Source organism: Nonomuraea sp. NPDC005730 (assembly GCF_040630865.1).
Taxonomy (GTDB): Bacteria; Actinomycetota; Actinomycetes; order Streptosporangiales; family Streptosporangiaceae; genus Nonomuraea.
Map to the genome: position 1 here is coordinate 37,359 of NZ_JBEXYK010000050.1, position 25,551 is coordinate 62,909.

The 25,551-nt window shown below is 70.7% G+C and carries 28 protein-coding genes; 11 read left to right on the forward strand and 17 right to left on the reverse strand.

Translation table 11 applies throughout. From position 1 onward, the window contains the following. Window positions 1-73: 73 nt before the first annotated feature. Genes hemB through ABZ444_RS37810 form a run of 5 tightly spaced genes read right to left on the reverse strand, consistent with a single transcriptional unit; the run spans window position 74 to window position 5,427 of the window. Window positions 74-1,057 (reverse strand): porphobilinogen synthase, encoded by a 984-nt coding sequence (gene hemB / locus ABZ444_RS37790; protein ID WP_358007893.1) that lies wholly within the window; start codon window positions 1,055-1,057, stop codon window positions 74-76. Next, entirely contained in the window at window positions 1,054-2,559 is a 1,506-nt protein-coding gene (locus tag ABZ444_RS37795) for a bifunctional uroporphyrinogen-III C-methyltransferase/uroporphyrinogen-III synthase (RefSeq protein ID WP_358007896.1), read from the reverse strand. Before ABZ444_RS37795 ends, hemB begins: the two co-directional genes overlap by 4 nt. 35 nt (window positions 2,560-2,594) lie before the next feature. Further along, window positions 2,595-3,500: a hydroxymethylbilane synthase gene (gene hemC / locus ABZ444_RS37800; protein WP_358007899.1), complete on the reverse strand. Its 906-nt coding sequence runs from the start codon at window positions 3,498-3,500 to the stop codon at window positions 2,595-2,597. Then, window positions 3,497-4,753 (reverse strand): glutamyl-tRNA reductase, encoded by a 1,257-nt coding sequence (locus ABZ444_RS37805; protein WP_358007902.1) that lies wholly within the window; start codon window positions 4,751-4,753, stop codon window positions 3,497-3,499. Before ABZ444_RS37805 ends, hemC begins: the two co-directional genes overlap by 4 nt. Continuing rightward, the gene (locus ABZ444_RS37810) at window positions 4,750-5,427 is read right to left on the reverse strand and encodes a redox-sensing transcriptional repressor Rex (protein ID WP_357966294.1); all 678 of its coding nucleotides are present in this window, start codon (window positions 5,425-5,427) and stop codon (window positions 4,750-4,752) included. Before ABZ444_RS37810 ends, ABZ444_RS37805 begins: the two co-directional genes overlap by 4 nt. 112 nt (window positions 5,428-5,539) lie before the next feature. Between ABZ444_RS37810 and ABZ444_RS37815 the strand changes: the two genes are divergently transcribed. Continuing rightward, on the forward strand, window positions 5,540-5,773 hold the full coding sequence (locus ABZ444_RS37815; RefSeq protein ID WP_352322537.1) for a glutaredoxin family protein: 234 nt from the start codon (window positions 5,540-5,542) through the stop codon (window positions 5,771-5,773). On the opposite strand, the gene ABZ444_RS37820 is transcribed toward ABZ444_RS37815, so the two are convergent. After that, window positions 5,770-7,158 carry an antibiotic biosynthesis monooxygenase gene (locus tag ABZ444_RS37820; protein WP_358007905.1) on the reverse strand — a complete coding sequence of 463 codons (1,389 nt, stop codon included), beginning with the start codon at window positions 7,156-7,158 and terminating at the stop codon, window positions 5,770-5,772. The genes ABZ444_RS37815 and ABZ444_RS37820 overlap by 4 nt on opposite strands. Window positions 7,159-7,446: 288 nt before the next feature. On the opposite strand from ABZ444_RS37820, the gene ABZ444_RS37825 reads away from it, so the two are divergent. The 3 genes from ABZ444_RS37825 to ABZ444_RS37835 are packed head-to-tail and all read left to right on the forward strand — an operon-like array spanning window position 7,447 to window position 9,613. Next, window positions 7,447-8,010: a sigma-70 family RNA polymerase sigma factor gene (locus ABZ444_RS37825; RefSeq protein ID WP_358007908.1), complete on the forward strand. Its 564-nt coding sequence runs from the start codon at window positions 7,447-7,449 to the stop codon at window positions 8,008-8,010. A 60-nt stretch (window positions 8,011-8,070) separates the two neighbouring features. Next, window positions 8,071-8,721 (forward strand): DUF5667 domain-containing protein, encoded by a 651-nt coding sequence (locus tag ABZ444_RS37830; RefSeq protein WP_358007911.1) that lies wholly within the window; start codon window positions 8,071-8,073, stop codon window positions 8,719-8,721. Between the two features lie 22 nt (window positions 8,722-8,743). Then, a complete protein-coding gene (locus ABZ444_RS37835; RefSeq protein WP_358007914.1) occupies window positions 8,744-9,613 on the forward strand; it encodes an HAD-IB family hydrolase in 870 nt (289 codons plus the stop codon). An 83-nt stretch (window positions 9,614-9,696) separates the two neighbouring features. Here ABZ444_RS37835 and ABZ444_RS37840 read toward each other — a convergent pair whose 3' ends face one another. The 9 genes from ABZ444_RS37840 to ABZ444_RS37880 form a co-directional block, all read right to left on the reverse strand. Next, on the reverse strand, window positions 9,697-10,710 hold the full coding sequence (locus ABZ444_RS37840) for an LCP family protein (protein WP_358007916.1): 1,014 nt from the start codon (window positions 10,708-10,710) through the stop codon (window positions 9,697-9,699). A 2-nt stretch (window positions 10,711-10,712) separates the two neighbouring features. Then, complete coding sequence (locus ABZ444_RS37845) at window positions 10,713-11,294, reverse strand: sigma-70 family RNA polymerase sigma factor (RefSeq protein ID WP_358007918.1); 582 nt, start codon at window positions 11,292-11,294, stop codon at window positions 10,713-10,715. Window positions 11,295-11,352: 58 nt separating this feature from the next. Next, window positions 11,353-12,138, reverse strand: a complete 786-nt coding sequence (locus ABZ444_RS37850) for an SDR family NAD(P)-dependent oxidoreductase (RefSeq protein WP_352325267.1) — start codon at window positions 12,136-12,138, stop codon at window positions 11,353-11,355. A 71-nt stretch (window positions 12,139-12,209) separates the two neighbouring features. Next, window positions 12,210-13,079 (reverse strand): lysophospholipid acyltransferase family protein, encoded by an 870-nt coding sequence (locus tag ABZ444_RS37855; RefSeq protein WP_358007991.1) that lies wholly within the window; start codon window positions 13,077-13,079, stop codon window positions 12,210-12,212. Window positions 13,080-13,105: 26 nt separating this feature from the next. Beyond that, entirely contained in the window at window positions 13,106-14,101 is a 996-nt protein-coding gene (locus tag ABZ444_RS37860) for an NAD-dependent epimerase/dehydratase family protein (RefSeq protein WP_357966275.1), read from the reverse strand. A gap of 22 nt (window positions 14,102-14,123) precedes the next feature. Then, window positions 14,124-14,222 carry an AURKAIP1/COX24 domain-containing protein gene (locus ABZ444_RS37865; protein ID WP_018654693.1) on the reverse strand — a complete coding sequence of 33 codons (99 nt, stop codon included), beginning with the start codon at window positions 14,220-14,222 and terminating at the stop codon, window positions 14,124-14,126. A 175-nt stretch (window positions 14,223-14,397) separates the two neighbouring features. Then, entirely contained in the window at window positions 14,398-14,601 is a 204-nt protein-coding gene (locus ABZ444_RS37870) for a helix-turn-helix domain-containing protein (protein WP_026214222.1), read from the reverse strand. A 312-nt stretch (window positions 14,602-14,913) separates the two neighbouring features. Continuing rightward, complete coding sequence (locus tag ABZ444_RS37875) at window positions 14,914-15,696, reverse strand: phosphatase (protein ID WP_358007921.1); 783 nt, start codon at window positions 15,694-15,696, stop codon at window positions 14,914-14,916. Between the two features lie 52 nt (window positions 15,697-15,748). Further along, window positions 15,749-16,912, reverse strand: a complete 1,164-nt coding sequence (locus ABZ444_RS37880; protein ID WP_358007924.1) for an acetoin utilization protein AcuC — start codon at window positions 16,910-16,912, stop codon at window positions 15,749-15,751. Between the two features lie 199 nt (window positions 16,913-17,111). Between ABZ444_RS37880 and ABZ444_RS37885 the strand changes: the two genes are divergently transcribed. The 4 genes from ABZ444_RS37885 to ABZ444_RS37900 all read left to right on the forward strand — a co-directional run bounded on the left by ABZ444_RS37885 (window position 17,112) and on the right by ABZ444_RS37900 (window position 20,535). After that, a complete protein-coding gene (locus tag ABZ444_RS37885; protein WP_358007927.1) occupies window positions 17,112-18,167 on the forward strand; it encodes a sensor histidine kinase in 1,056 nt (351 codons plus the stop codon). Continuing rightward, window positions 18,164-18,823 (forward strand): response regulator transcription factor, encoded by a 660-nt coding sequence (locus ABZ444_RS37890; protein WP_358007930.1) that lies wholly within the window; start codon window positions 18,164-18,166, stop codon window positions 18,821-18,823. The genes ABZ444_RS37885 and ABZ444_RS37890 overlap by 4 nt, the downstream gene beginning before the upstream one ends. A gap of 81 nt (window positions 18,824-18,904) precedes the next feature. Next, window positions 18,905-19,795, forward strand: a complete 891-nt coding sequence (locus ABZ444_RS37895; protein ID WP_358007933.1) for an ABC transporter ATP-binding protein — start codon at window positions 18,905-18,907, stop codon at window positions 19,793-19,795. Next, entirely contained in the window at window positions 19,792-20,535 is a 744-nt protein-coding gene (locus ABZ444_RS37900) for an ABC transporter permease (protein WP_358007935.1), read from the forward strand. Before ABZ444_RS37895 ends, ABZ444_RS37900 begins: the two co-directional genes overlap by 4 nt. 30 nt (window positions 20,536-20,565) lie before the next feature. Here ABZ444_RS37900 and proC read toward each other — a convergent pair whose 3' ends face one another. Together proC and ABZ444_RS37910 are read right to left on the reverse strand one after the other, a co-directional pair. Continuing rightward, complete coding sequence (proC, locus tag ABZ444_RS37905) at window positions 20,566-21,360, reverse strand: pyrroline-5-carboxylate reductase (RefSeq protein WP_358007938.1); 795 nt, start codon at window positions 21,358-21,360, stop codon at window positions 20,566-20,568. Between the two features lie 39 nt (window positions 21,361-21,399). Next, window positions 21,400-22,281 carry a proline dehydrogenase family protein gene (locus ABZ444_RS37910; RefSeq protein ID WP_358007941.1) on the reverse strand — a complete coding sequence of 294 codons (882 nt, stop codon included), beginning with the start codon at window positions 22,279-22,281 and terminating at the stop codon, window positions 21,400-21,402. An 81-nt stretch (window positions 22,282-22,362) separates the two neighbouring features. Between ABZ444_RS37910 and ABZ444_RS37915 the strand changes: the two genes are divergently transcribed. The 3 genes from ABZ444_RS37915 to grpE all read left to right on the forward strand — a co-directional run bounded on the left by ABZ444_RS37915 (window position 22,363) and on the right by grpE (window position 25,544). Continuing rightward, the gene (locus tag ABZ444_RS37915) at window positions 22,363-22,818 is read left to right on the forward strand and encodes a hypothetical protein (protein WP_358007944.1); all 456 of its coding nucleotides are present in this window, start codon (window positions 22,363-22,365) and stop codon (window positions 22,816-22,818) included. Window positions 22,819-23,073: 255 nt separating this feature from the next. Beyond that, entirely contained in the window at window positions 23,074-24,945 is a 1,872-nt protein-coding gene (gene dnaK, locus ABZ444_RS37920; protein ID WP_358007947.1) for a molecular chaperone DnaK, read from the forward strand. Further along, window positions 24,945-25,544: a nucleotide exchange factor GrpE gene (gene grpE, locus ABZ444_RS37925; protein WP_357966251.1), complete on the forward strand. Its 600-nt coding sequence runs from the start codon at window positions 24,945-24,947 to the stop codon at window positions 25,542-25,544. Before dnaK ends, grpE begins: the two co-directional genes overlap by 1 nt. Window positions 25,545-25,551: the final 7 nt, after the last annotated feature.

The window sequence follows — 25,551 nt, forward strand, 5'->3', positions numbered from 1 at the left end:
ACCGCGGGACACACCAGCACTTGTCATCGCACTCTAACGCACACGCCTCAGGAGTTGACGGGAAACCCCTTGGTTAGAGCCGTCGCGCCACTTCCGTCGCCCAGTACGTGAGGATCATGTCGGCGCCGGCGCGCTTGATGGCGACCAGCGACTCCATGATCGTCCGGTCGCGGTCGATCCAGCCGTTGGCCGCCGCCGCCTCGACCATCGCGTACTCGCCGCTCACCTGGTAGGCCGCCACCGGCACGTCGACCGCGTCGCGCACCCGGGTGATGACGTCGAGGTAGGCCAGCGCCGGCTTGACCATGACGGCGTCGGCGCCCTCCGCCAGGTCGAGCCTGACCTCGCGCAGCGCCTCCTCCAGCGGACCGGCCGGGTCCTGCTGGTGGGTGCTGCGGTCGCCGAACTGCGGCGCGCACTCGGCGGCCTCGCGGAACGGGCCGAAGAAGGCGGAGGCGTACTTGACGGAGTAGGACAGGATCGGGACGTCGGCGTGGCCGCCCCCGTCGAGCGCGGCGCGGATGGCGCCGACCTGGCCGTCCATCATGCCGCTCGGCGCGATCATCTGGGAGCCGGCGGCGGCCTGGGCCAGCGCGATGGAGGCGTACCGCTCAAGCGTGGCGTCGTTGTCCACCTCGCCGGACGGGGTCAGGATCCCGCAGTGGCCGTGGTCGGTGAACTCGTCGAGGCAGGTGTCGGCCATGACCACGAGGGCGTCGCCGACCTCGGCGGTCACCTCGCGCAGCGCGACCTGGAGGATGCCGTCGGGGTCGTCGGCGGCCGACCCGGTCGCGTCCTTGACCGCGGGGATGCCGAACAGGATCAGGCCGCCCACGCCCGCCTCGGCCGCGTCGTGCGCGGCCTTGCGCAGCGAGTCGCGGGTGTGCTGGAACACGCCCGGCATGGACGACACCGGCTGCGGCGCGTCGATGCCCTCCTTGACGAACATCGGCAGGATCAGGTCCGCGGCGTGCAGCCGCGTGCCCGAGACCATCCGGCGCAGCGCCTGGCTGCGGCGCAGACGCCGGGGACGCGCGATGGGGAACTGGGCGCTCACTTGGCTCTCCTCCTGGCGCCACGGCGGTTCTGGGAGGGCCTGCGCGGGCTGTCACCCGCGGCCACGGCCGCCTGGCGCTGCTTGGCACCGAACTCGGCCAGCGCTGCGGCCAGGGCTGATGCGGATGGCTTGTCGGACATGACGTCGACCCGGAGCCCGAACTCCTCGGCCGTCTTGGCCGTCTGCGGCCCGATCACCGCGATCACGGTGACGTTGTGCGGCTTGCCCGCGATGCCGACCAGGTTGCGCACGGTCGAGGACGAGGTGAACAGCACGGCGTCGAAGCCGCCGCCCTTGATCGCCTCGCGGATGGGCGCGGGCGGCGGCGCGGCGCGCACCGTCCGGTACGCCGTCACGTCGTCGCACTCCCAGCCCAGCTCGGTGAGCCCGGCCACCAGCGTGTCGGTCGAGATGTCGGCCCGGGGCAGCAGCACCCGGTTGATCGGGTCGAGCATCGAGTCGTAGGGCGGCCACTCGGCCACGAGCCCTTCGGAGGACTGCTCACCCGAGGGCAGCAGGTCGGGCTTGACTCCGAACTCGACCAGGGCCCGCGAGGTGGCCTCGCCCACGGCGGCCACCTTGAGCCCGGCGAAGGCCCGCGCGTCGAGCCCGTACTCCTCGAACTTCTCGCGTACCGCCTTGACGGCGTTGGCGCTGGTGAAGGCCACCCACTCGTAGCGGCCGGTGACCAGGCCCTTGATGGCGCGGTCCATCTGCTGCGGCGTGCGCGGCGGCTCGACCGAGATGGTCGGCACCTCCTCGGGCACCGCGCCGTAGGCCACGAGCTGCTCGGACAGGCTGCGGGACTGCTCCTTCGTACGCGGCACCAGCACCCGCCACCCGAACAGCGGCTTGGTCTCGAACCACGACAGCCGCTCGCGCTGCCCCACGGCCTCGCCGACCACGATCAGCGCGGGCTCGGTGAAGCCGGCGTGCTTGAGGTCGGCCTGCAGCCGGCCGAGCGAGGACACGACGGTGTACTGCTCGGTGGTGGTGCCGCCGCTGCTGACGGCGACCGGCGTGGTGTCGGGCTTGCCGCCGGCGATCAGCGCCTTGCCGATGGCGACGGCCTCGGTGATGCCGTTGTAGATCACCAGCGTGCCGCGGGTGGCGGCGTGGGACGACCAGTCCTGCTCCTGAGCGGCGTCGACGACGCGGAACTCGGGCACGGCCGTGGCGGCGGGGATGCCGGCGTAGGTGAGCACCGCGGTCGCGGGCGGCACGCCGGGCACGATCTCGAAGTCCACCTCCGCCGCCACGCAGGCCGCGACCTCGTCGTCGATCGAGGAGAACAACATGGGGTCGCCCGCGCACAGGCGCACCACGAGCTGCCCGGCCTTGGCCCGCTGGACGTAGTCGCCCTCGGCGACCTCGACGCCCTCGCGGCAGTGCTTGAGCAGCGGGCCGAACTGCTCGTCGTCGAGCACGACGGCGTCCGCCTTGCCGAGAAGTTCGGCGGCGCGGAGCGTCAGCAGGTTGGGGTCACCGGGACCCGCCCCCACGAAGGCGACGAAACCGGAGGTTGGACTATCGGAGCTCAATGGGAATGCTCCCCCATCAATCTGTCGGCCCCTTCGGCGATCATCTCGGCCGCCAGGAGGCGGCCCAGCTGTGCAGCCTCCGAAGGAGAGCCGGCGGCGGACTTGCGGACCGCTTCGCGGCCGTCGATGGAGACGACCACGGCGGTCAGGTTCAGAGTGTGCCCGTCATCGGCCGCGAAAGCACCCACGGGGGCGGCGCAGCCTGCTTCCAGGGCGGACAGCACGGCGCGTTCGGCGGTCACCGCGCTGCGCGTGCGCGGGTCGTCGAGCACGGACAGGATCTCGATCAGGTCGGTGCGCGCGGCCAGGCACTCCACGGCGAGCGCGCCCTGGCCGGGGGCGGGCAGCAGCTCCTCGACCTCGAAGATCTGGGCGATCTCGCCGCCACGGCCGAGCCTGGTGAGCCCGGCGCTGGCCAGCACGACGGCGTCGAGCTCGCCCGCGGCGATCTTGCCGATGCGCGTGTCGGCGTTGCCGCGGATCGGGACGTACTCCAGGTCGGGGCGGAGCGCGCTCAGCATGGCGACGCGGCGCGGCGAGCCCGTGCCGACCCTGGCCCCGGCGGGCAGGTCGGCGAACTTGTGCGAGCCGACCAGCGCGTCGCGGTGGTCGTGGCGCTCGGGGAGCGCGGCCAGCGTGAAACGCGGGTCCTGCTTGGTCGGCAGGTCCTTCAGCGAGTGGACGGCGAAGTCGATCTCGCCCTCGACCAGCTTGTCGCGCAACGCGCTGACGAACACGCCGGTGCCGCCGAGCTGCGCCAGGTGCGCCTTGGTCACGTCACCGAAGGTCGTCACGCCCACCAGCTCGACCGGGTGCCCCGTGCGCCCGGTGAGGGCGTCGGCCACCATCTGGGACTGCGTGGTCGCCAGCATGCTGCGGCGGGTCCCCAACCGCAGGTTCACAGCTCCACCTCCCTCACGGCCGCGGGCATCTTCGGATCGAGATTGAACAATTCACGCAGGGCTTCCGCATAATGATCGCCCCCTGGACCGGCGGCGAGCTGCTTGACACGCACAGTCGGCTCGTGAAGCAGTTTGTCAACGACCCTCTGCACGGTCATGGCGACTTCGTCCCTGGCCTTGTCGTCGAGATCGGGCATGCGCATCATCAGGCGGCCCAGCTCGGACTCCACCACGCCCGCCGCCTTGCTGCGCAGCGCCACCACGGTCGGGGTGACGCGGGCGGCGCGGGCGGCGTCGAGGTAGGCGTTCAGCTCCTCGGCCACGAGCGCGCGGACGGACTCGACGGCGTCGCCGCCGCGCGCGCCGATGCCGGACTCCTGGATCGTCTCCAGGTCGACCAGCGTGACGCCGGGCACCTCGCGCACGGCCGGGTCGATGTCGTGCGGCAGCGCCAGGTCGAGCAGGAACACGCCCCTGGTCAGCATGTCGGGGGTGATGACGTGCCGCCCGGCGCCGGTGCAGGTGATGACGACGTCGGCGCCCGCCAGCTCCTCACGCACGGCGGCGAACGCGACGGCCCGGCCGCCGACCGACTCGGCCAGCCGCGCGCCCCGCTCGTACGTGCGGTTGGCCACGACGATGTCGGTGACCCCGGCGCGCTGCAGCGTGACGGCGGCCAGCGAGCTCATCGAGCCCGCGCCCACCACCAGCGCCCGCCGCCCGGCCAGGTCGCCGGCGAGCGCGAGGCCCGCCGAGACCAGCGAGGGGCCCGCCTGGTCGATGCCGGTGTCGGTGTGGGCGCGCTTGCCGACGCGCAGCGCCTGCTGCGTCAGCTCGTTGAGGGTCGCGCCGACCGTGCCGTGCTTCTGGGCGAGCTTGAGCGCCTGGCGGACCTGGCCCAGGATCTGGCCCTCGCCGACGGCCATGGAGTCGAGGCCGCACACCATCGAGAACAGGTGCTCGACGGCCCGCTCCTCGTAGTGCACGTAGAGATGCGGGGTCAGCTCGTCGGCCGGCACCCCGGAGTGAACGGCCAGCAGCCCGCTGATCGAGGTGACCGCGGCGTGGAAGCGGTCGACCGTGACGTAGATCTCGACCCTGTTGCAGGTCGAGATCACCATGGCCTCCGCGACGCTGGTGTCCTGCTGCACGTCGTGCAGCAGCTTGACCAGCGCGTCACCGGTCACCGAGACGCGTTCCAGCAGAGCCACCGGAGCGGTCCGATGGCTGAGTCCGATCGCCAGAACACTCATTGACCGTCCACCGCCATGAGTGGCCCCCCAGCCTTGCGTTGCTCGTGGAACGCGAGAATCTGCAGTTCGATTGATAGGTCGACCTTCCGGACGTCGACGGTGTCCGGAACGGTGAGGACGACTGGGGCGAAGTTCAGGATGCTGGTCACGCCCACGGCGACAACACGATCGCACACTTCCTGCGCCGCTGCCGCCGGTGTCGCCAGTACCACGATCGAGACTCCACGCCGCTTGATGACGGCTTCCAGTTCGTCGATGTGCTCCACATTCAACCCCGCGATGGTGTCGCCCACGACTTCGGGGTCGGCGTCGAAGAGCGCGGCCACGCGAAAGCCCCTGGAGACGAAGCCGCCGTAGTTCGCCAGGGCGCGGCCGAGGTTGCCGACTCCGACGATCGCGACCGCCCAGTCCTGGGTGAGGCCGAGTTCGCGGGAGATCTGGTAAACGAGGTACTCCACCTCGTAGCCTACGCCGCGGGTGCCGTACGAGCCGAGGTGCGAGAGGTCCTTGCGGAGCTTGGCCGAGTTCACGCCCGCGGCCACGGCCAGGTCCTCCGAGCTCACGGTCGCGATGCCGCGCTCCGCCATCCCGTGCAGCGCCCGGAGGTACAACGGAAGCCTGGCGACCGTCGCCTCGGGGATGCCGCGGTCACGGGACTGGGACGGGCTCTTCACGTGCCGGAGCTCCAGGGAACGGGCGGTGGGGACCGCTGAACGGATTAGAACCGTCTTTCAGGTTAATCCCTTTGTGAACCGATGCACAAAGTAGGGGCGCTACGGTTGGGACATGCATCGCATCACCTTGCTCGGCAAACCCGGCTGCCACCTCTGTGACGACGCCCGCGCGGTCATCGCCAGGGTGGCCGGCGAGCTGGGCGTGCCGTGGGAGGAGGTCAGCATCGACTCCTCCGAGGAGCTGAGGGAGAAGTACTGGGAGATGATCCCGGTCACGCTGATCGACGGCGTGCAGCACGACTTCTGGCGGGTCGACGAGGCCCGCCTGCGCGCCGCCCTCGCCTAGAACATGACGGTGGGCAGCGGCACCACCTTCGCGGCGTTGACGTTGAGCTCGATGACGTTGGTGGCCAGGACCATCGCCTGACGCTCGTTGAGGAAACGCTCGACGTGCGGCTGGCGCTGGTGGTCGCGGTAGGCGACCTCGTCGCGGTAGAGCTCGTAGACGATGCGCTGCAGGGGGGCCGACTTGACGGCGTGGCAGGCGTAGACGAGCGTGTCGGGCTCGCCGCGGCGCACGGCCTCGACGGTGGCCTCGGCCAGGCGGTCGAAGGCGTCGCCGGCGCCGTCCATGATCGTGAAGACGGTGAGCAGGCCGTAGATGCTGGGTGAGGGCCTGCCACCCGCCTGCTGGGGCTGCGGCGGGGTGAACAGCTCGGCGCCCGGGTAGACCACGCCGGTGCCGGGCATCGCGTACTCGGGCCGGGGAGGCTGGGCGTCCATGCGCGGGGAGGTGTCCATGCGCGGGGGCGGGGAGCCGTTCATGATGTAGCCGGTCGCGGGGCCCGACTCGGGCGCGGCCCCCATCCGGGCGGCGTAGTCGACCTGCTGGTCGCCCGCCCGGTATTCGGCCACCAGGTCGCCCAGGCCGGGCGAGCGGCGCGGGGGCGCCATGGGAGGCGGCTCGGCGGCCGGCACGGGCACGGGCTCGGGTGCGACCCTGCGGCCCGGCCGGGGCTCCACCTCGTCGTGCGGCGCCTCCAGGTCGTCCTCGTCGTCCTCGTACGGCGCCAGCGGGCGCAGCACGGTGTACCAGATCGCCGCCGCGCCCACCGCGAGCAGCGCGGTGGTGAACAGCGGCGGCACCGCGAACCGCATGGCCCCCACCAGGGCGATGCTCGACGGCGCGATGACCAGGACCGCGTGGAGGTTGTCGGTGTCGTACTCGTCGCCGCCGCGCCACTTGAGCGCGGCCACCACCACGCACGCCAGCAGGACGAGCACGTCGATGGCGTGCACGCCGATGAGCAGCTTGTCGGGGATGAGCTGCCACATGGCCGACCCGGGCGGCAGCGCCTTGCCGAAGTCGGTGGACTTGAGCGGGTCGAAGACGAGGATCGCGACGGAGACGACGGTGAGCGCGATGCCGAACAACCACGCGAGGAACCTCGGCGGCACCTTGTCGGACAGCAGCTGGACCAGGCCCACGGCCAGCCAGAGCGGCGCCAGCAGCGACCCGGTCACCTGGTAGACGCGGAACGTGACCGGCCCGAACCCCAGGACGGACCCGACGCCGATCGCGGCCAGCGACAGGCACAGGGCTCCAGCTGCAACGGTCCAGGCGATCAACCACCCCTCGGGCTCGTCGCGCAGCCGGCGGATCAGGGCTCCGGTCGCGACGGCGGCGAGGAGCGCACCGGCAAGGGCTATGACAGCAACGAGGATCTCCATGGTGACTCCAATGCTGCCGGACGATGCCTCCCGGCCGGTAGCCGAAGAGGAAACAGGCGCTCCATGAGGGGCTTCGCCGCAGGCTGTGGGGTATGCGCCTATACGGTATAGGGCGATTACTCGTAGCCGGCCCAGTAGGCGCGGATTGTGGAATTTCCAGTTGATTTCTAGAGTATTCGAGCACGCCGCACCCCTTACCCCTAGGGATACCGGATGCCTGATTCGTGGCCGTTCGCCGGGCTGCTTGCTCCAGCGGTCGCTGGACCTGCCCGGACGGGCGAGCTTGGCGTGCGCGAAGAAGTGCCCGACGACATCCGTACGCTGGTGCTGCACGCCAAGAACGGATGCACGGACTCCTTTGGCACGCTCTACGACCGCTACGTGGACCTCGTCTACCGCTACATCTACTTCCGGGTCGGCGCCCACCAGCTCGCCGAGGACCTGACCAGCGAGACCTTCCTGCGCGCGCTGCGCAGGATCGGCGACTTCACCTGGCAGGGCCGCGACTTCGGCGCGTGGCTCGTCACCATCGCCAGGAACCTGGTGGCCGACCACTTCAAGTCCGGCCGCTACCGACTGGAGATCCCGACGGGAGAGCTGATCGACGTGCCGCTCGAAGGCGCGCACATCCCGGAGAACGCGGTGGTCACGGCCATCATGAACGACCGGGTGCTGCGCGCCGTCCGCGACCTCAATCCCGACCAGCAGGAATGCGTGGTGCTGCGCTTCCTGCACGGCCTCTCGCTCGCGGAAACCGCGTTGATCATGGGGAAGAAGAGTGGAGCGATCAAAGCGCTGCAGTTTCGGGCCATTCGAACGCTCGCCAGGGCACTCAAGCACGACCTGGCGTAACCTCTCCCACCCGCACCTCGTTAGGCCAGTTGTCACGGCTGGATCCCTCAGGGAGCTGTCATGAGTAGGGCGCGCAGGCGGCGGGAGCTCGTCATCGAGCGTCTCACGGAGCTGCACGGCCCGTCTCTGGGCGGCGGGCCCGAGCCGGCCTTCCGCGAGCGCCTGCGCGAGGATCTGGTCTCCGGCCGCCTGCTGCTGTCGGCCCCCGACGAGGAGCTCGCGCCGGCCCCGGCCGTCCAGCCCGTACGCCGCCGTCGCCGTCCGCTGCTGTCCCAGGTCGCCACGTTGGGTCTGGCGGGGGCCATGATGGTGGCGTCCTTCGCCACGTACCAGGCGGTCCCGGGCGACACGCTCTACCCGCTCAAGAGGGCCGCGGAGAGCACCCTGGTGCACCTGAGCACCGACGACGCCCAACGCGGCGAGCGCGAGCTGGCCTCGGCCGAGACCCGCGCCAAGGAGGTCGCCAGCCTGCTCGGCTCGTCCACCGACAGCCCGCTGGTCGGCCAGACGCTCAAGGACATGGAGGACTCCACCCGCTCCGGGATCAGCCGGCTGACGCGTACGCAGCCCCGCTCGTCCAAGATCAAGAAGTTCGCCCAGAAGCAGCGGGAAACGGTCGAGCCGATGCTGGACCATCTCACCGAGGCACAGAAGGGACAGGCCGCCGGCTACCTCGACTACATCGAGGGGCTCGTGGCACCGGCTAGGTAAGCTGAACCGCATGTGGCGGCTAATGCGACGACGACACGAGGTTGGGGCCGAGGCCGCCGGCGAGGCCGCGGCGCGGGCGGCGGTCACCGTCGCGCCGGCCGCGCCGGTCGAGCCGGACCTGGAGGCGGCGGCCTTCTTCGACGTCGACAACACCATGATGCGCGGCGCGTCCATCTACCACTTCGCCCGCGGGCTGGCCACGCGCGGCATGTTCACCACATCCGATCTGCTGAAGTTCGCCGTCGGCCAGGCCGTGTTCCGGTTGCGCGGCAACGAGAACCCCGAGCACATCGCGGTCGCCCGGGAGACCGCGCTCGCCTTCGTCGCGGGCGCCAAGGTCGACGACGTCGTCCGCCTCGGCGAGGAGATCTACGACGAGGTCATGGCCGACCGCATCTGGGGCGGCACCCGCGCGCTCGCGCAGAGCCACCTCGACGCCGGCCAGCGGGTCTGGCTCGTCACGGCCACGCCCGTCGAGCTGGCCCGGGTCATCGCCCAGCGGCTCGGCCTCACCGGCGCGCTCGGCACGGTCGCCGAGACCGCCGGCGGCGTCTACACCGGCCATCTGGTGGGCGACCTGCTGCACGGTCCGGCCAAGGCTGAGGCGGTGCGCGCGCTGGCCCGCCGCGAAGGGCTCGACCTGACCCGCTGCACGGCCTACAGCGACTCGGCCAACGACCTGCCGATGTTGTCGCTGGTCGGCAGCGCGGTGGCGATCAACCCCGACAGCGAGCTGCGCGAGCACGCCAGGAAGCACGACTGGCCGGTCAAGGACTTCCGTACCGGCCGCAAGGCCACCATGACCGCCCTGCCCATCGCGGCCGGGGTCGGCGCGATCGCGGGCGGCGTCGCGGCGGGCATCGCCCTGCGCAAGCACTACCGCTCCCACTAGCCGTCCGCGGACGAGGACGACGGCGTGGCCCGGCCGCGTGGACGGCTCCTTGACGTCCACCGCCGGGCGCACGCCGGCGCCGGTCATCGCAGGCGCTCGAACAACTTCCGGGCCTCCGGCTGCTGCCACTCGATCCGGTTGGGGTCGTCCTGGGCCGGTTTCCACGGCACGGTGACGAGTGACACCTGCGTCGCGGACGTGGCTCTGGCCAGCTCGACCATGGCCTCCAGGCTCAGGTCCGTCCTGACCGACTTGCGCACTACGCCGAGGAAGCCGCTGAGCCGGGCCGGGTCGGCGGCCGCGCTCCTCGCCTTCTTCAGCATCGCCAGCAGCAGGATCTGCTGCCGCTTGATCCGCTGGACGTCCGAGCCGTCGCCGTAGCGGCGCAGGCGGGCGTAGCCGAGGGCGCTCTCGCCGTCGAGCGTGACCTTGCCGGCGGGCAGCTTCAGCTTCGCCGCCTTGTCGTCCACCGGCGTCCTGAGCGTGATCTGGACGCCGCCGAGCGCGTCCACCATGCCCTTGAAGCCGGTGAAGTCGACCTCGACCGTGTGGTCCACCCGGACGCCGGTCAGCTTCTCCAGCGTCTTCCTCAGGCAGCCCGCTCCCCCGGTGTTGTACGCCGAGTTGATCATGTCCTTCCGCGCCGGGTCGGACCCGCACGACGGGATCTGCACGATCGAGTCGCGCGGCACGCTGACCCCGACGGCCTGGCCGCGGTCGGCGGGCACGTGCACGAGCAGGATGGTGTCGGAGCGCCTGCCGCCCTTGTCGGGCGTCCTGGCCATGGCGGGCCCGTACTTGGCGTTGCCCGGCCCGCCGCGCGTGTCGGAGCCGATCACCAGGATGTTGCGGGCGCCGGTCATGTCGACCGGGCGCGCGCCCGCCGACGGAGCGGCCACGGTGTTGCCGTTGACCAGCAGGGTCGGCACCGCGACTGCCGCGGCCGTGCCGACGGCGACCAGGCCGGCCGTCCAGTAGGCGTTCCACCTGCGGCGCGGGCGCTCCCGCAGCAGACGGTCGCGCTGGCGGACGAGTGTCGGGGGCGGCTGGTGCTCCAGTTCCGCGCCGAGGTCGCGGAGCATCCGCAGGTCGTCCATGGTCACTCCTCCTCCAGCATGGGATTGGTGTCGCCGAGCGCGGCCCGCACCTTCCGCCTGCCCCTGTTGAGGCGGGAGCGAACGGTTCCGATCGGGATGCCGAGCGCCTGGGCGACCTCTTCGTAGGTGAGGTCACCCCAGGCGATCAACAGCAGGACGTCCCGGTCCTTGGCGGGCAGCGCGGCCAGCGCGCCCGCCAGGCGGGGACGGGCGGCCTGCGCCGTGACCCCCGCGGCGACGCGGTCGGCGGGCGACTCCACGTCCTGGTCGAGGGGGGCCCGCAGGAACGCCCGGTACCGCGCCCCCTCCTTGCGGTGGTGGCGGGAGATGAGCTTGGTGAGGATGCCGAAGAGCCACGGCCTGGCGTCAGGGTAGGACAGGTCGTAGCTCTTGCGGCGGGAGAACGCGACGAGGAACGTCTCGCCGACGAGGTCCTCGGCCGGCTCAGGGCCGAGGCGTTTGGAGACGTACCGGTAGAGCATGGCGGAGTAGCGGTCGAACAGCTCGGCGAACGCCTCCGGCTCGGTCAGGGAGGCGCTCACGAGCTCCGAGTCCGCCCCCCTGGTGGCGGGTTGCGTGATCATCTCCGCCTTTCTGTGGAGAATCGGTCACGGATGTCTTGCCACAACCCGCCAAGAGGGTTCAGATCTCCTTCAGGAACCCGCCGTCCACGGCGATGTCGGCGCCGGTCGTGCTGCCCGAGCGCGGCGAGACCAGCAGGGCGACCATGTCGGCGATCTCCTGCGGGCTCACCAGGCGTCCGGTGGCCAGCTTCATCATGCCGGGGGCGACCTGGGCGATGACGTCCTCCTTCGACGCCCCGGCCATCCCGGCGATGACGTCGGCGGCGCCGCCGTCCTTGGTCCACCAGTCGGTGAGCACCGGGCCGGGCGAGATCGTGTTCACCCGGACGCCCTGCGGGCCGTACTCCTCCGAGACGGCCTTGCTCACGTGGTTCATGGCGGCCTTGGCCGCGCCGTAGTCCACGTTCATGGCCCCGGGCTGGCGGGCCGAGCCGGAGGAGATGTTCACGATCGAGCCGCCGCCGCGCTCCACCATGAGCGGCACGGCCGCGCGGATCATGCGTACGGCCGCGAACAGGTTGAACTCGAACATGGCCTGCCAGTCGTCGTCGCCCGGCGCCATGAACCCGACCCGGGGCAGCGTCACGCCGGGGGGCGGCCCGCCGGCGTTGTTGACCAGGATGTCCACCCCGCCGAACTCCTCCACGGCTCGGGCGATCACCCGGGCGGGCGCCTGCGGGTCCATCAGGTCCACCGCGACGTGCGTCACCTTGGCGTCGGGCGCGGTCCGCGAGGCGGCCACGACGTGCGCGCCCTCCTCCGCCAGGGTGCGCGCGACGGCCAGGCCGATGCCCTTGGACGCGCCGGTGACGACGGCCACACGGCCGGAAAGCTGGAGATCCATCGAAGAGGTTCCTCTCGGGTGTCAGTGACTACACCCGCAGAACACCGGCCGGGCACGACCGGTTGCACCCTTCACAGGAACGGCGGGAAGGCCGGCCCCCTGCGCAGCCGCAACTCGTTGAGCATCTGCTGGATGACCTCGCGCACGTGGTCGGTCAGGTTGAACACCAGCATCGGGTCGTCGGCCGCGGCGGGCTCGTACTCGTCGGTGCGGATCGGCTCGCCGAACTCGATCATCCACTTGGACGGCAGCGGCACCAGCCCGAGCGGCCCGAGCAGCGGGAAGAACGGCGTGATCGGCAGGTAGGGGACGCCGAGGATGCGGGCCAGGAACTTCAGGTCGCCGATCTTCGGATAGATCTCCTCGGCCCCCACGATGGCCGTGGGCACGATCGGCACGCCCGCGCGGATCGCCGAGGCCACGAACCCGCCCCGGCCGAACCGCTGCAGCTTGTAGCGCTCGGAGAACGGCTTGCCGACGCCCTTGAAGCCCTCGGGGAACACGCCGACCAGCTCGCCCTTGCGCAACAGCCGGTCGGCGTCCTCGGGGCAGGCCAGCGTGTGGCCGGTCTTGCGGGACAGGTGGCCGAGCAACGGCAGCTGGTAGACCAGGTCGGCCCCGAGCAGGCGGACGGCCCGGCCCGCCTCGTCGTGCAGGGCGACCTGCATCATGAGCGCGTCGATCGGCAGCGTGCCGGAGTGGTTGGCCACCACCAGCGCGCCGCCCTCGGCGGGCACGTTCTTCAGCTCGGCCGTCTCGACCCTGAACCAGCGGTGGTAGAGCGGTCTGATCAGTTCGAGGAGCACCTTGTCGGTCAGCTCGGGGTCGTAGCCGAACTCGTCGACCTCGTACTCGCCGGTGACGCGCCGGCGGACGAACGCCAGCAGCCGGGCCAGCGGATCGGGCTCCTCGAAGGACGGCGCGGCGCTGATCGGGATCACCCGGCCCTCCTCCTCGTGCGGCACGCTCACGGACGCACACCTCCGAACGGATGCATACCCCGTGAACGCACGAAGTCGTCGAAGGCCGCCGCGGTGGTGTATTTGGGCCGCCAGCCCAGCTCGGCCTCCAGCCTGGCGGTGTCGACCGCCCGGCCGTAGCTCATCAGCCGCAGCTGCTCGGGCGAGTACTCGACGAGGCCGAGCCTGCGCACGGTGTTGCCGAGCGTGCGGAAGACGGGCGCGAACAGCGGCAGCGACGCCCGGCCGGCCCGGCGCGCGCACTGCGACAGCAGCAACACGCCTGCCCCGGCCACGTTGAACGTGCCGGGGTGGTCTTCGTTCGCCATCCTGCGCAGCACCTCGACCGCGTCGTCCTCGTGGACGAACTGCAACCGCGGGTCGAAGCCGAACACCGTCGGCACGAAGGGCTGGCTGAAGTAACGGGTGAGCGGCGAGTCGACGCCCGGACCCATGAAGTTGGCGAAGCGCAGCAGCGACACCGTCACGTCGGGGCGGCGGCGCGCGAAACCGCGCACGTAGCCCTCGACCTCCGCCGCGTCCTTGGCGTAGCCGTGGACCGGACCGACGTGCGGCTCCAGGTCCTCGGTGAACACCGCAGGATCGCGCGGGGACGAGCCGTAGACGGCGGTGGTGGAGCGCACCACCACGCGCCGCACGGTCGACGACCGCTGGCAGGCACCGAGCAGTTGCATGGTGCCTATGACGTTGTGCTCCTTCATGGCAGCCCTGCCATCGCCCTTGGACGGGGCGCTGACCAGGCTCATGTGCACAACGGTGTCGATGTCCGCGGCCGCGATCACCTCAGCGATGTCGGGGCTGCGCAGATCGACCCGGACGAACTCCGTCCGGCCCAGAGTGATGCCGCCGTCCCGCGTCAGCGAGGGGGGCGGCACGGTGTCCACTCCGATGACGCGGCTGATTTCCGGGTCAGCCGCGAGGACGCTCGCCACCCGGGCGCCTATGTGGCGCGAGACCCCGGTGACAAGCACGGTGTGGGTCATCAGCGCCTCGCAGCTGCGTCGGTTACTTCTTGTTACGCCGCTGGATGCGCGTCTTCTTGAGCAGCTTGCGGTGCTTCTTCTTGGCCATCCGCTTGCGGCGCTTCTTGATCACAGAGCCCACGGGACCCCCAGGTACTGATAGCAAGTCTGAATCGATGTGCGAGCGCACACCGGGTGACAGACTACCGGCGATCGGGGGTGGATCGCCCCTTGGGGGGTGAGAGCCCGGCCTCGTGGTGCGCAGGCCGGGCTTCTCCCGCGACCGAATTCACGGCGCGTTCGGGCGCGCCGCTACTTCAACCTGCCTCGATGTAGGCCTCCCGCAGATAGTCGTGGACCGCCTGCTCGGGCACTCTGAACGACCGGCCAACTCGGATGGCCGGCAGCTCACCTGAGTGGACGAGCCGGTACACCGTCATCTTGGACACCCTCATGACCGTCGCGACTTCAGCCACGGTCAGGAACTTCACCTCGCTGAGAGGTCTTTCGCCTGCACCCATCGGACGCCTCTTCCGCACGTGTTTCCGGGTTATCCCCACTGGTGCCATTGCTCACGCACGTGTACTGCCGTCAGCGTAAGTCGGGACTCCGGGTGCGCAAACCCCCTATTTTCTCAGTCCGCGGAGCCACCTGTCAGCCGGACCAGTAAAGTCGCTGGTTAGCAGCCGGGCCGAGCACCTCGCCTGGACCTTGGAACTGTCCAAGTTGCCACACATAAGAGTCGCCCAAGCACCATCAAAAGTTGGCAAAGGGACAGCGAGCCCCTTGGAATGCAGGCGCGAAAAGACGGTATGGGGAGGGCCGTTTTCGACTCAAAGGGCTCGTGAGACCAGAGTGACCAACCGCTCGGTCAGCGGAGCGTAATAGCGGGGTAGCACATTGTCGTCGAGTGGCACGACCACGTCGATCTTTCCCTCGGCCTCGCCGAGGAACAGGCCGGGGTCGTTGCTGTCGGCGAAGGCCACCGTCGGCACGCCCGCCTCGCCCGCCGCCCCCGCCCAGCCGTGGTCGGCGATCACCAGGTCGGGCAGCCCGCCTTCGAGCTCGTCGAGCATGTGCCGCATCGGGGCCGAGTCGTGGGTGTGCACGAAGCCGCCGCGGTCGTCGAGCATGGCGATGTCCTGGAGGTAGCGGATGCGGCGCGGGCGTCCGAAGCCGGAGCCGGTGTACGTCCAGCCCTCGGCCGGGGTGAGCAGGGTCGCGCCGCGCTCGACGGCGAACCTGGCCAGCGGCAGGTGGACGGCGAGCAGCCCGGTCGGGTGGCCGGTGGCGAACAACACCCGCGGGGACGGCCGCGACAACACGGACGCGATGCGCGCCGCCATGGCGTCGATCGCGTCGATCGTCAGGTCGGGGTCGATGGTGTCCTGGCCCCGGCGGTGGCCGGGATCGGCGACCACGCCGGCCGACTTGGCCATCAGGTCGAGGACGTCCCGGAAGGTCCACGGCTGCTCGAACGTCAGGCCGAGCATGTAGTACGGGTCGCGGTTGGCCAGCGAGCTGTAGTGGTCGAGGTTGTTCTCGCGCGACGTCGCGACGTCACCGGCGATACGGCTGTGGATCAGGTGTCGGCGGAGTTCGTCGCGGCTCAGCACAGGTCTTCCTCATCAGGGGCATCGAGGACGTCGAGCGTCGTCGGGGCGGTCGTCAGGGCATCGGGTCGAGGCCGTGCAGAGGGAACACCGCCTGCCGGGTCGCCATGACCGCACGGTCGATGGGGTCCGCTGGGTCATAACCGCCGGAGATGTCGTGAAATTCCGGATTGCGTCCGTCGGTCATGGTCAGCGGGGGCGCCTCGCCGGTGCGCTCCCTGACGTACCGGCGCCAGGCGTCGGGGGTGGGCGTGGCCGGATCGACGGGATGGCCGGCTGCCTCGGCGATGAGGTGCGTCCAGATGCGCGGCACGACCTGGACGAGCTCGTAACCGCCGCCGCCCACCGCGATCCACCGGCCGCCCGCCGTCTCGTGCGCCAGGTCGTGCAGGGCGGCGTAGGCGGCGCGCTGGCCGTCGATGCTGAGCATGAGGTTGGCGAGGGGGTCGAGGGCGTGGCTGTCGCAGCCGTGCTGGGTGACCAGGATCTCGGGGCCGAACTCGCGCAGCAGCGGCGGCACGACCGCGTGGAAGGCGCGCAGCCAGCCGGAGTCGCCGGTGCCGGCCGGGAGCGCCACGTTGACGGCCGTGCCCTCCGCGCCGGTCTCGTGGGGGAAGCCGGTGCCCGGGAACAGCGTGCGCGGGCTCTCGTGCAGGCTGATCGTCAGCACCCGGGGATCGTCGTAGAAGACGGCCTGCACGCCGTCGCCGTGGTGCACGTCGACGTCGACGTAGGCCACCCGCGTGGCCCCCTGCTCCAGCAGCCAGGCGATGGCCAGGGCCGGGTCGTTGTAGACGCAGAAGCCGCTGGCCGCGGCCGGCATGGCGTGGTGGAGCCCGCCCGCGACGTTGACCGCGTGCTCGGCCGCGCCCTCCCAGACCGCGCGCGCCGCCGCCAGGGACGCCCCCGCGATCAGCGCGGACGCCTCGTGCACGCCCTTGAAGGCCGGATTGTCGGTGGTGCCGAGCCCTGCCCGCAGGTCGGGCACGCCGGCCACGGAGACGCCCTTGACCGCCTCGATGTAGCCGCGATCGTGCACCAGGGCCAGCTCGTCGTCGCCGGCGGGCGCGCAGCCGGCCATCTCGACCTTGTCGAGGACGCCGAGCGCGCGGGCGAGCGCGATCGTCAGCTCGACCCTGATGGGCGCCAGCGGGTGGCTCGGGCCGAAGTTGTAGGAGGTGAGAGCGTCGTCCCAGATGACTCGTGCCGTTCGGCTCATGCCCCGCCCTCCGCGCGTCCCTCACCTTGCGCCGACGTTACCGCAGCGCCCTGTTCCGGTTGTAGCCCGGGTGATCGTCGGGGACGGCCCCGGTCGCATCAGAAATTTCGTGACTTAATGTTTTATGGTGCGCTGGGCGCGACCTTTCCTCAGAATCTTCCATTTCTTCCGACGTCCCCGGGTTTTCGACACCACGATCGTGGTGGTCCTCGCCGTGTTCGCGGGTCTCGGGCTGATCATCTCGTCCGTCCAGACCGGGACGGCCGGGGCTCTGGGGGCGGCGCACTTCCTGCTGACCAGCGTGCTGCTGCTCGTCCGCCGGAGCAGGCCGGTGCTGGTGGCCGGGGCCGTCACGGCGTTCGACGTGATCGGCATCGCGGCCGGACTGGTGACGTCGGCCACCATCCCGGAGGGGATCGCCTTCTACAGCCTGGCGCGCCACTCCTCCGGCCGTCCGTCGCTGGCCATGACGGTCACGGGGATGGTCGCCTACGGCGCGGTGATGGAGATCAAGGGGCCGGGCATCGGGCAGTTCCTGGCCGGCGCCTTCGTCGTCGCGATCCCGGCCGGCATCGGCGCGCTGGTCAAGGCCAGGGCCGAGCTGAACGAACGCAGCAGGCGGGAGGCCGCCGACGCCGCCGTACAGGCCGAGCGGCGGCGCATCGCGCGGGAGCTGCACGACGTCGTCGCGCACCACATCACGGTGATCAACGCCCTGGTCGGCGGCGCGCGGGCCACGCTCGCGCCCGAGCAGGAGGTCACCCGCGAGGCGCTGGAGAGCGCCCAGCAGACGGCCCGCCAGGCGATGTCGGAGATGCGCCGGCTGCTGCACGTGCTGCGGGCCGACGGCAACGACGGCCCGGACGCCGCGACCGGCGTGGGGGCCGACCGCCTGCCCGCGCTCATCGGCGAGGCCAGGAGCGCCGGGCTGCCCGCCAGCCTGACCGTCACGGGCGAGCCGGTGGCGCTGCCCTCGGCCGTGGACCACGCCGTCTACCGGATCGTGCAGGAGGCCCTGACCAACACCCGCAAGCACGCGGCCGGCGCCAGGGCCAGCGTGCGCCTGGCCTACGAGTCCGAGGCGGTGGAGGTCGAGGTGCTCGACGACGGCGTGCCGCAGCAGGGCGGCGCGCCGGGGTTCGGGCTGGGCGGCATGGCCGAGCGGGTCGCGCTGTGCGGCGGCCGGCTTTCGACCGGCCCGCGTCCCGGGGGAGGATTCCGGGTGCACGCCCGCATCCCCCTGGAGGCAACATGATCACGGTGCTGCTGGTCGACGACCACGAGCTGGTCCGCAAGGGGTTCCGGCTGATGCTCGACGCGCAGCCCGACCTGTCCGTGGTGGGCGAGGCCGGCGACGGCGAGCGGGCCGTCGAGCTGAGCCGGCGGCTGCGTCCCGACGTGGTGCTGATGGACCTGCACATGCCGGGGCTCGACGGCGTGCGGGCGACCGAGCTGATCACCTCGGAGCTGCCGGGCGTGCGGGTGCTCGCGCTGAGCACGTTCGACCTGGACGAGAACGTGGTCGCGGCGCTGCGGGCGGGCGCCGCCGGTTTCCTGCCCAAGGACGTCTCCCCCGAGGAGCTGATCGAGGGCGTGCGCGTGGTGCACCGGGGCGAGTCGGCGGTCGCGCCGCGGCTGCTGACCCGGCTGATCGGCACGTTCGTCCGGTCGTCGAGGCCGCCGGCCGCGCCCGCGCCGCCCATGCTGGACGCGTTGACCGAGCGCGAGCGGGAGATCCTCGTGCTGATCGCCAGAGGCCGGTCGAACACCGAGATCGCCGGGCAGCTGGCCGTCTCCCCCTCGACCGTCAAGAACCACGTGACCAGCCTGTTCGCCAAGATCGGGGTCAGGGACCGGGCGCAGGCGGTGATCGTCGCGTACGAGGCGGCGCTGATCAAACCTGGAGACTAGGACCAGGGTCCCAGGCCGCGCCCGGCAAGAACGTCCTCACGGCCGAAGAGAACGTGAGACGCCGGCGGCACGCTTGGTGGCATGACGGCGATTCGCGCAACCAACCTGAGCAAACGCTACGGCGCCACCCATGCCGTCGCGGACCTGTCGTTCGACGTCGAGCCCGGCCAGGTGACCGGGTTCCTCGGGCCCAACGGCGCCGGCAAGTCCACGACCATGCGCATGATCCTCGGCCTGGACCGGCCCTCGGGCGGATCCGTGCTGGTGGACGGGCGGCCGTACCAGGAGCATCCGCATCCGCTGCGCAAGGTGGGCGCGCTGCTGGACGCCAAGGCCGTGCACGGCGGCCGCAGCGCCCGCAACCACCTGCTGGCCATCGCCCAGAGCAACGGCATCCCGGCCGGCCGGGTGAACGAGGTGCTGGAGACGGTCGGCCTGCGCGAGGTGGCGCGGCGCCGGATCGGCGGCTTCTCGCTCGGCATGTCGCAGCGCCTGGGCATCGCGGCCGCGCTGCTCGGCGACCCCGAGATCCTGCTCTTCGACGAGCCGGTCAACGGGCTCGACCCCGAGGGCATCCTGTGGATCCGCACGTTCATGCGCAAGCTGGCCGCCGAAGGGCGGACGGTGTTCGTCTCCAGCCACCTCATGAGCGAGATGGCCCAGACGGCCGACCACCTGATCGTGATCGGCCGGGGGCGGCTGATCGCCGACACGAGCGTGCAGGAGTTCATCGGGCGCAGCTCGCAGGGCTACGTACGGGTGCGTTCCCCGCGCCTGGCCGAGGTCGCCGACCTGGTCAAGGTGGGCGACCTGTACCCGGACCACCTGCGCGTCACCGCGATGAGCACGCTGGAGATCGGCACCCTGACCGCTCGGGCCGGGATCCCCCTGGAGGAGCTGACGTTCGTGCAGCCCTCGCTCGAAGCGGCGTACATGGAGCTCACCAAGGACAGTGTGGAGTACTCGTCATGACCGACATCCTGAGGTCCGAGTGGACCAAGATCCGTTCGGTGCGTTCGACGGTGTGGACGCTCGCCGTCACCGCCCTGCTCCTGATCGGCCTCGGCGGGCTCCTGTCGGTCGCGTCCAAGGCCACGGCCGACGGGCGGCCCATCACCGGCGACCAGGCCGTCATGACGAGCCTGACCGGCATCATGTTCGCCTCGCTGTCCATGGCCACGCTGGGCGTGCTGGTGATCTCCAGCGAGTACCGGACCGGCGGCATCCGCACGTCGCTGCTGGCCGTGCCGAGGCGGATGAAGCTGCTCGCCGGCAAGATCGTGGTGTTCACCGTGACGGCGCTGGTCGTCTGCACGGTCGCGGCCGCCGCCGCGGTGGCCGTCGGCCTGGCGATCCTCCGGCCGGGCTCGGTCGACCTGGGCACCGCGGCGCAGTCGGTGTTCGGGGCCGGGCTCTACCTCACCGCGTGCGGCCTGTTCGGGCTGGGGCTCGGCACGCTGATCCGGCACACGCCGGGCGCGATCGTCTCGGCCATCGCGCTGATGCTGGTGCTGCCGCAGCTCACCAGCGCGCTGCCCGGCCAGTGGGGCAAGACCGTCTCCGACCACTTCACCACCAACGCCGGCCTGGAGATCGTGCTGGACCAGCCCGGGAACCCGCTGGGGCCGTGGAGCGGGCTCGGCGTCTACGCGCTGTGGGTCGCCGTCGCGGTGGTGGCGGGGGGCGTCCTCATGCAGCGGCGGGACGCCTGAGCAGCACGACAGGCTTCCCCGCGCCGCCGGTCAGCCGGAGGCGAGCTGGCGCCCCCGGTCGCGGGCGGCCTCGATGGCGGCCAGGAAGGCGGCGCGCACGCTGTGGCGCTCCAACTCGGCGATGGCCGCGATCGTGGTGCCGCCCGGCGAGGTGACGGCCTCCCGCAGGATCACCGGATGTTCCCCGGAGTCGCGCAGCATCACGGCCGCGCCGACGATCGACTGGGTGACCATGTCGAGCGCGGCGGCCCGCGGCATGCCGAGCAGGATGCCCGCGTCGACCATGGCCTCGACCAGGTAGAAGAAGTAGGCGGGGCCGCTGCCGGACAGCGCGGTCGCGGCGTCCTGCTGGGACTCGGGGATGCGCAGCACCTTGCCGACCGGCTTGAGCAGGCCCTCGGCGAGCTTGAGGTGCTCCTCGCCGGCGTGCGCGCCCGCCGAGATCACGCTCATCGCCTCGTCGAACCTGATCGGCGTGTTGGACATGACCCGGACCACCGGCACCTCGACGCCGAGCCGCTGCTCCACGAACGCGGTGGTGATGCCGGCCGCCGCCGTGATGACCAGGCGGTCGGCCGGGACGTAGGGGGCGATCTCGGCCAGCAGGGTCGCCATGTCCTGGGGCTTGACGGCCAGGATCAGGGTGTCGGCCGACTTGGCCGCCTCGGCGTTGTCGACCGTGCGCACGCCGTAGGTCTCGCGCAGCGCCTGCGCCCGCTCAGGACGGCGGCTGGTCGCCATGATGTCGCCCGGCTTGAACCCGGCGCGCAGCAGCCCGGACAGCAGGGCCTCGCCCATCTTGCCGGTGCCCAGAATCGCGATCATCTCGACCTCTCGAAGGGAACGGACGCCCGGCCCAGCCTACTAGCCCCGCGACAGCAGCGATCTGAGGAAGAACGCCAGGTTGCGGGGGCGTTCGGCCAGGCGGCGCATGAGGTAGGCGTACCAGTCGGCGCCGTACGGGACGTACACGCGCACCTGGCCCCCGAGGCCGGCCAGGCGGCGCTGCTCGCCGGGGCGCACGCCGTACAACATCTGGTACTCGAAGCCGTTCACGTCGCGGCCGTCGAGCACGGCCAGGGTGGAGGCGATCTGGATCATCCTGGGGTCGTGCGTGGCGATCATGGGGTAGCCGGTGCCCGCCATGAGGATCTTGAGGCAGCGGACGAACGAGCGGTCGACGTCGGCCGGCCTGTTGTAGGCGCCGGGGGCCGTGTAGGCGCCCTTGCAGAGCCGTACGCGGGCGCCGACCAGCTTCTCGCAGCGTTCGAGCGCGTCGGGCAGGTACGCCTGGACCACGATCCCGACGTCGGGATGCTCCTTGCGCAGGGTGGCGTGCACGAAGTGCAGGCCACCGATCGTGTCGTGCTCCTCGGCGTCGAGCGTGACCGTGATGCCGCGGCCGGCCGCCGCCTCGCAGATGGTGGCCGCGTTGTCGAGCGCGACCTGCTCCGACAGCCGCAGCCCGAGCGCGGTCAGCTTGACCGAGGCGTCGCCGCCCGGCGGCAGCCGGTCGAGGAGCGACAGGTACTCGCGCACGGCCGCCTCGGCCTGTCTCCTGTCGGTCACCTCTTCGCCCAGGTGGTCGACGGTCACGAGGAGGCCCTCGTGGGTCAGCCCGCGGATGACCTCGCCGACGTCGTCGGCGACGTACCGCTTGACCACGTCCCTGGTCAGCGGCGATGTGGTGATGACGCGTTCGGCGCGTTCGCTCTTGGAGACGGCGAGCATTGCCTGACGGAGCACGTGACCCACACTAACCGCCCACTTCCCGGGTATAACGCTGAACCGCGGACCTGCCCTTTTCGTCCTATAGATATGCGCACAATGACGACAGCGACTCTTCTCGCCGGTTCTCTGGTGCTCGCGACGAGTTGTGCCACATCGCCGCCGGCCGCCCGTCCGGGGCCGCAGGCGCCCGTCGAGCACACCGTGACGCCGGTCACCACCGCCCCCACCAAGGCCCCGACCAAGGCCCCCGAGCCGGTCAAGCCCACCGGCGACGCCATCAACGTGCACAAGGTCCGCTGGACCAAGGCCACGTCCGTCGCACGCGGCAAGCAGGTCAGGCTCACCTGGTGGTCGGGGGTGGAGCCGTGCACCGTGCTGGACCGGGTCAAGGTCAAGGAGACCGCCAAGAAGGTCACCATCACCCTGTACGAGGGCACGTCCCCCAAGGCCGAGAACGTCTCCTGCATCATGCTGGCCCTGGAGAAGACCACGACCGTCAAGCTCAAGCACCCCCTCGCCAAGCGCAAGCTCGTGGACGGCGCCAAGCCCTGAGCCGCACGTCCCACTCGGCCGCCCTCCTCATGACGCACGTGTCGAGGTGGGCGGCTTGTTCATGCCGGCGGAACCACCGGGCGTCCGCCCCCGTTACGCCTGATGTGGGGAAGAACGCCGGATATCGCCCCAGTTCATGGGAATGCTGACGCGCTCATCGGGGTTGAGTCGGGTAGGCTCAAGTCGTTTGACAAAGACGACACGAATCCGTAGCTTGAGTCCAACCGACTCAACTTTGACTACAAGGACGTACTCATGGCACGTGCGGTAGGTATCGACCTTGGGACGACCAACTCCGTCGTCTCGATCCTCGAGGGCGGTGAGCCCACCGTCATCGCCAACGCGCAGGGCTCGCGGACCACGCCGTCCGTGGTCGCCTTCGCGAAGAACGGCGAGGTCCTGGTGGGCGAGGTCGCCAAGCGGCAGGCCGTCACCAACGTTGACCGGACGATCCGCTCGGTCAAGCGCGAGATGGGCACCAACTGGTCCCAGGAGATCGACGGCAAGAAGTTCTCCCCCCAGCAGATCAGCGCCTTCGTGCTGCAGAAGCTGAAGCAGGACGCCGAGGCGTACCTGGGCGAGAAGATCACCGACGCGGTGGTCACCGTCCCGGCCTACTTCAACGACGCCCAGCGCCAGGCCACCAAGGAGGCCGGCACGGTCGCGGGCCTCAACGTTCTGCGCATCATCAACGAGCCGACCGCCGCGGCCCTCGCCTACGGGCTCGACAAGGAGCAGGACCAGACGATCCTGGTCTTCGACCTCGGCGGCGGCACCTTCGACGTCTCGCTGCTCGACGTCGGCCAGGAGGACGGCCACGGTTTCGTCGAGGTCAAGGCCACCTCCGGCGACAACCACCTCGGTGGCGACGACTGGGACCAGCGCGTCGTCGACGAGCTGGTCAAGCGCTTCCAGAACGCCCACGGCGTCGACCTCGCCAAGGACAAGATGGCCCTCCAGCGCCTGCGTGAGGCCGCGGAGAAGGCCAAGATCGAGCTGTCCAGCCAGGCCGAGACCAACATCAACCTGCCCTACATCACCGCTTCCTCCGAGGGCCCGCTGCACCTCGACGAGAAGCTGACCAGGGCCGAGTTCCAGCGCCTGACGGCCGACCTGCTCGAGCGGACCAAGGGCCCGTTCCACCAGGTCATCAAGGACGCCGGCATCAAGGTCTCCGACATCGCCCACGTGGTGCTCGTCGGCGGCTCGACCCGTATGCCCGCCGTCACCGAGCTCGTCCGCGAGCTGACCGGCGGCAAGGAGCCCAACAAGGGCGTCAACCCCGACGAGGTCGTCGCCATCGGCGCCGCTCTTCAGGCCGGCGTGCTCAAGGGTGAGGTCAAGGACGTCCTCCTGCTCGACGTGACCCCGCTGTCGCTGGGCATCGAGACCAAGGGCGGCATCTTCACCAAGATCATCGAGCGCAACACGACGATCCCGACCAAGCGCTCGGAGGTCTTCACCACGGCCGAGGACAACCAGCCGTCGGTGCAGATCCAGGTCTACCAGGGCGAGCGCGAGATCGCCTCGTACAACAAGAAGCTGGCCACCTTCGAGCTGACCGGCATCGCCCCGGCGCCGCGCGGCATCCCGCAGATCGAGGTCACCTTCGACATCGACGCCAACGGCATCGTCAACGTCTCCGCCAAGGACCTGGGCACGGGCAAGGAGCAGACGATGACCATCACCGGCGGCTCCGCGCTGCCGAAGGACGACATCGCGCGCATGATGCGCGAGGCCGAGTCGTACGCCGAGGAGGACAAGAAGCGCCGCGAGGAGGCCGAGGTCCGCAACAACGCGGACGGTCTGGCCTACCAGACGGAGAAGTTCCTCCGCGAGAACGACGACAAGGTCCCCGGCGACATCAAGACCGAGGTCAACGACGCCCTGGCCGAGCTGAAGAAGGCTCTTGAGGGCACCGACACCGACGTCATCCGCACCTCCGCGGAGAAGCTCGCCACGGTCAGCCAGAAGATGGGCTCGGCCATCTACGCCGCCAGCCAGGGCCAGCAGGCCGGCCCCGAGGGCGCTCCGCAGGACGCCTCGGCCGGTCAGGGCGCCAAGGCCGACGACGACGTGGTCGAGGCCGAGATCGTCGACGAAGACCAGCCGAAGAAGGACCAGTGATGCCGGCGCGCGACAACGGGCACGAGGAGCCGGTGATCCGCGACAAGCGCAAGATCGATCCGGAGACGGGCGAGGTTCGGGAGACCTCGGGCGAGCAGCCCGAGGCGCCCGCCGAGCAGGCGCCGGCGGCGGCCCACGACGGTGAGCTGGCGGCCCAGCTCGCCGAGCGGACCGCCGACCTCCAGCGCCTCCAGGCGGAGTACACGAACTACCGCAGAAGGGTCGAGCGCGACAGGGTCGCGGTCCGCGAGCAGGCCGTCGCCGGCGCGCTGACCGAGCTACTCCCCGTGCTCGACGACATCGGACGGGCCCGTGACCACGGCGAGCTGACCGGTGGCTTCGCGAAGGTGGCGGAGTCGCTGGAGTCGGTGCTCACCAAGCTGGGCCTCAGCGCCTACGGCCAGAAGGGCGACCCGTTCGACCCGACGGTCCACGAGGCGCTGATGCACAGCTACTCGCCCGACGTCACCGAGCCCACCGCGATCGAGGTGCTGCAGCCCGGTTACCGCATGGGTGAGCGGGTGCTGCGCCCGGCGCGGGTGGCGGTGGCCGAGCCCGAGGACGCCCCTCCCGCGTCCAATGACGACGAAGCAAACTGACAAAGGA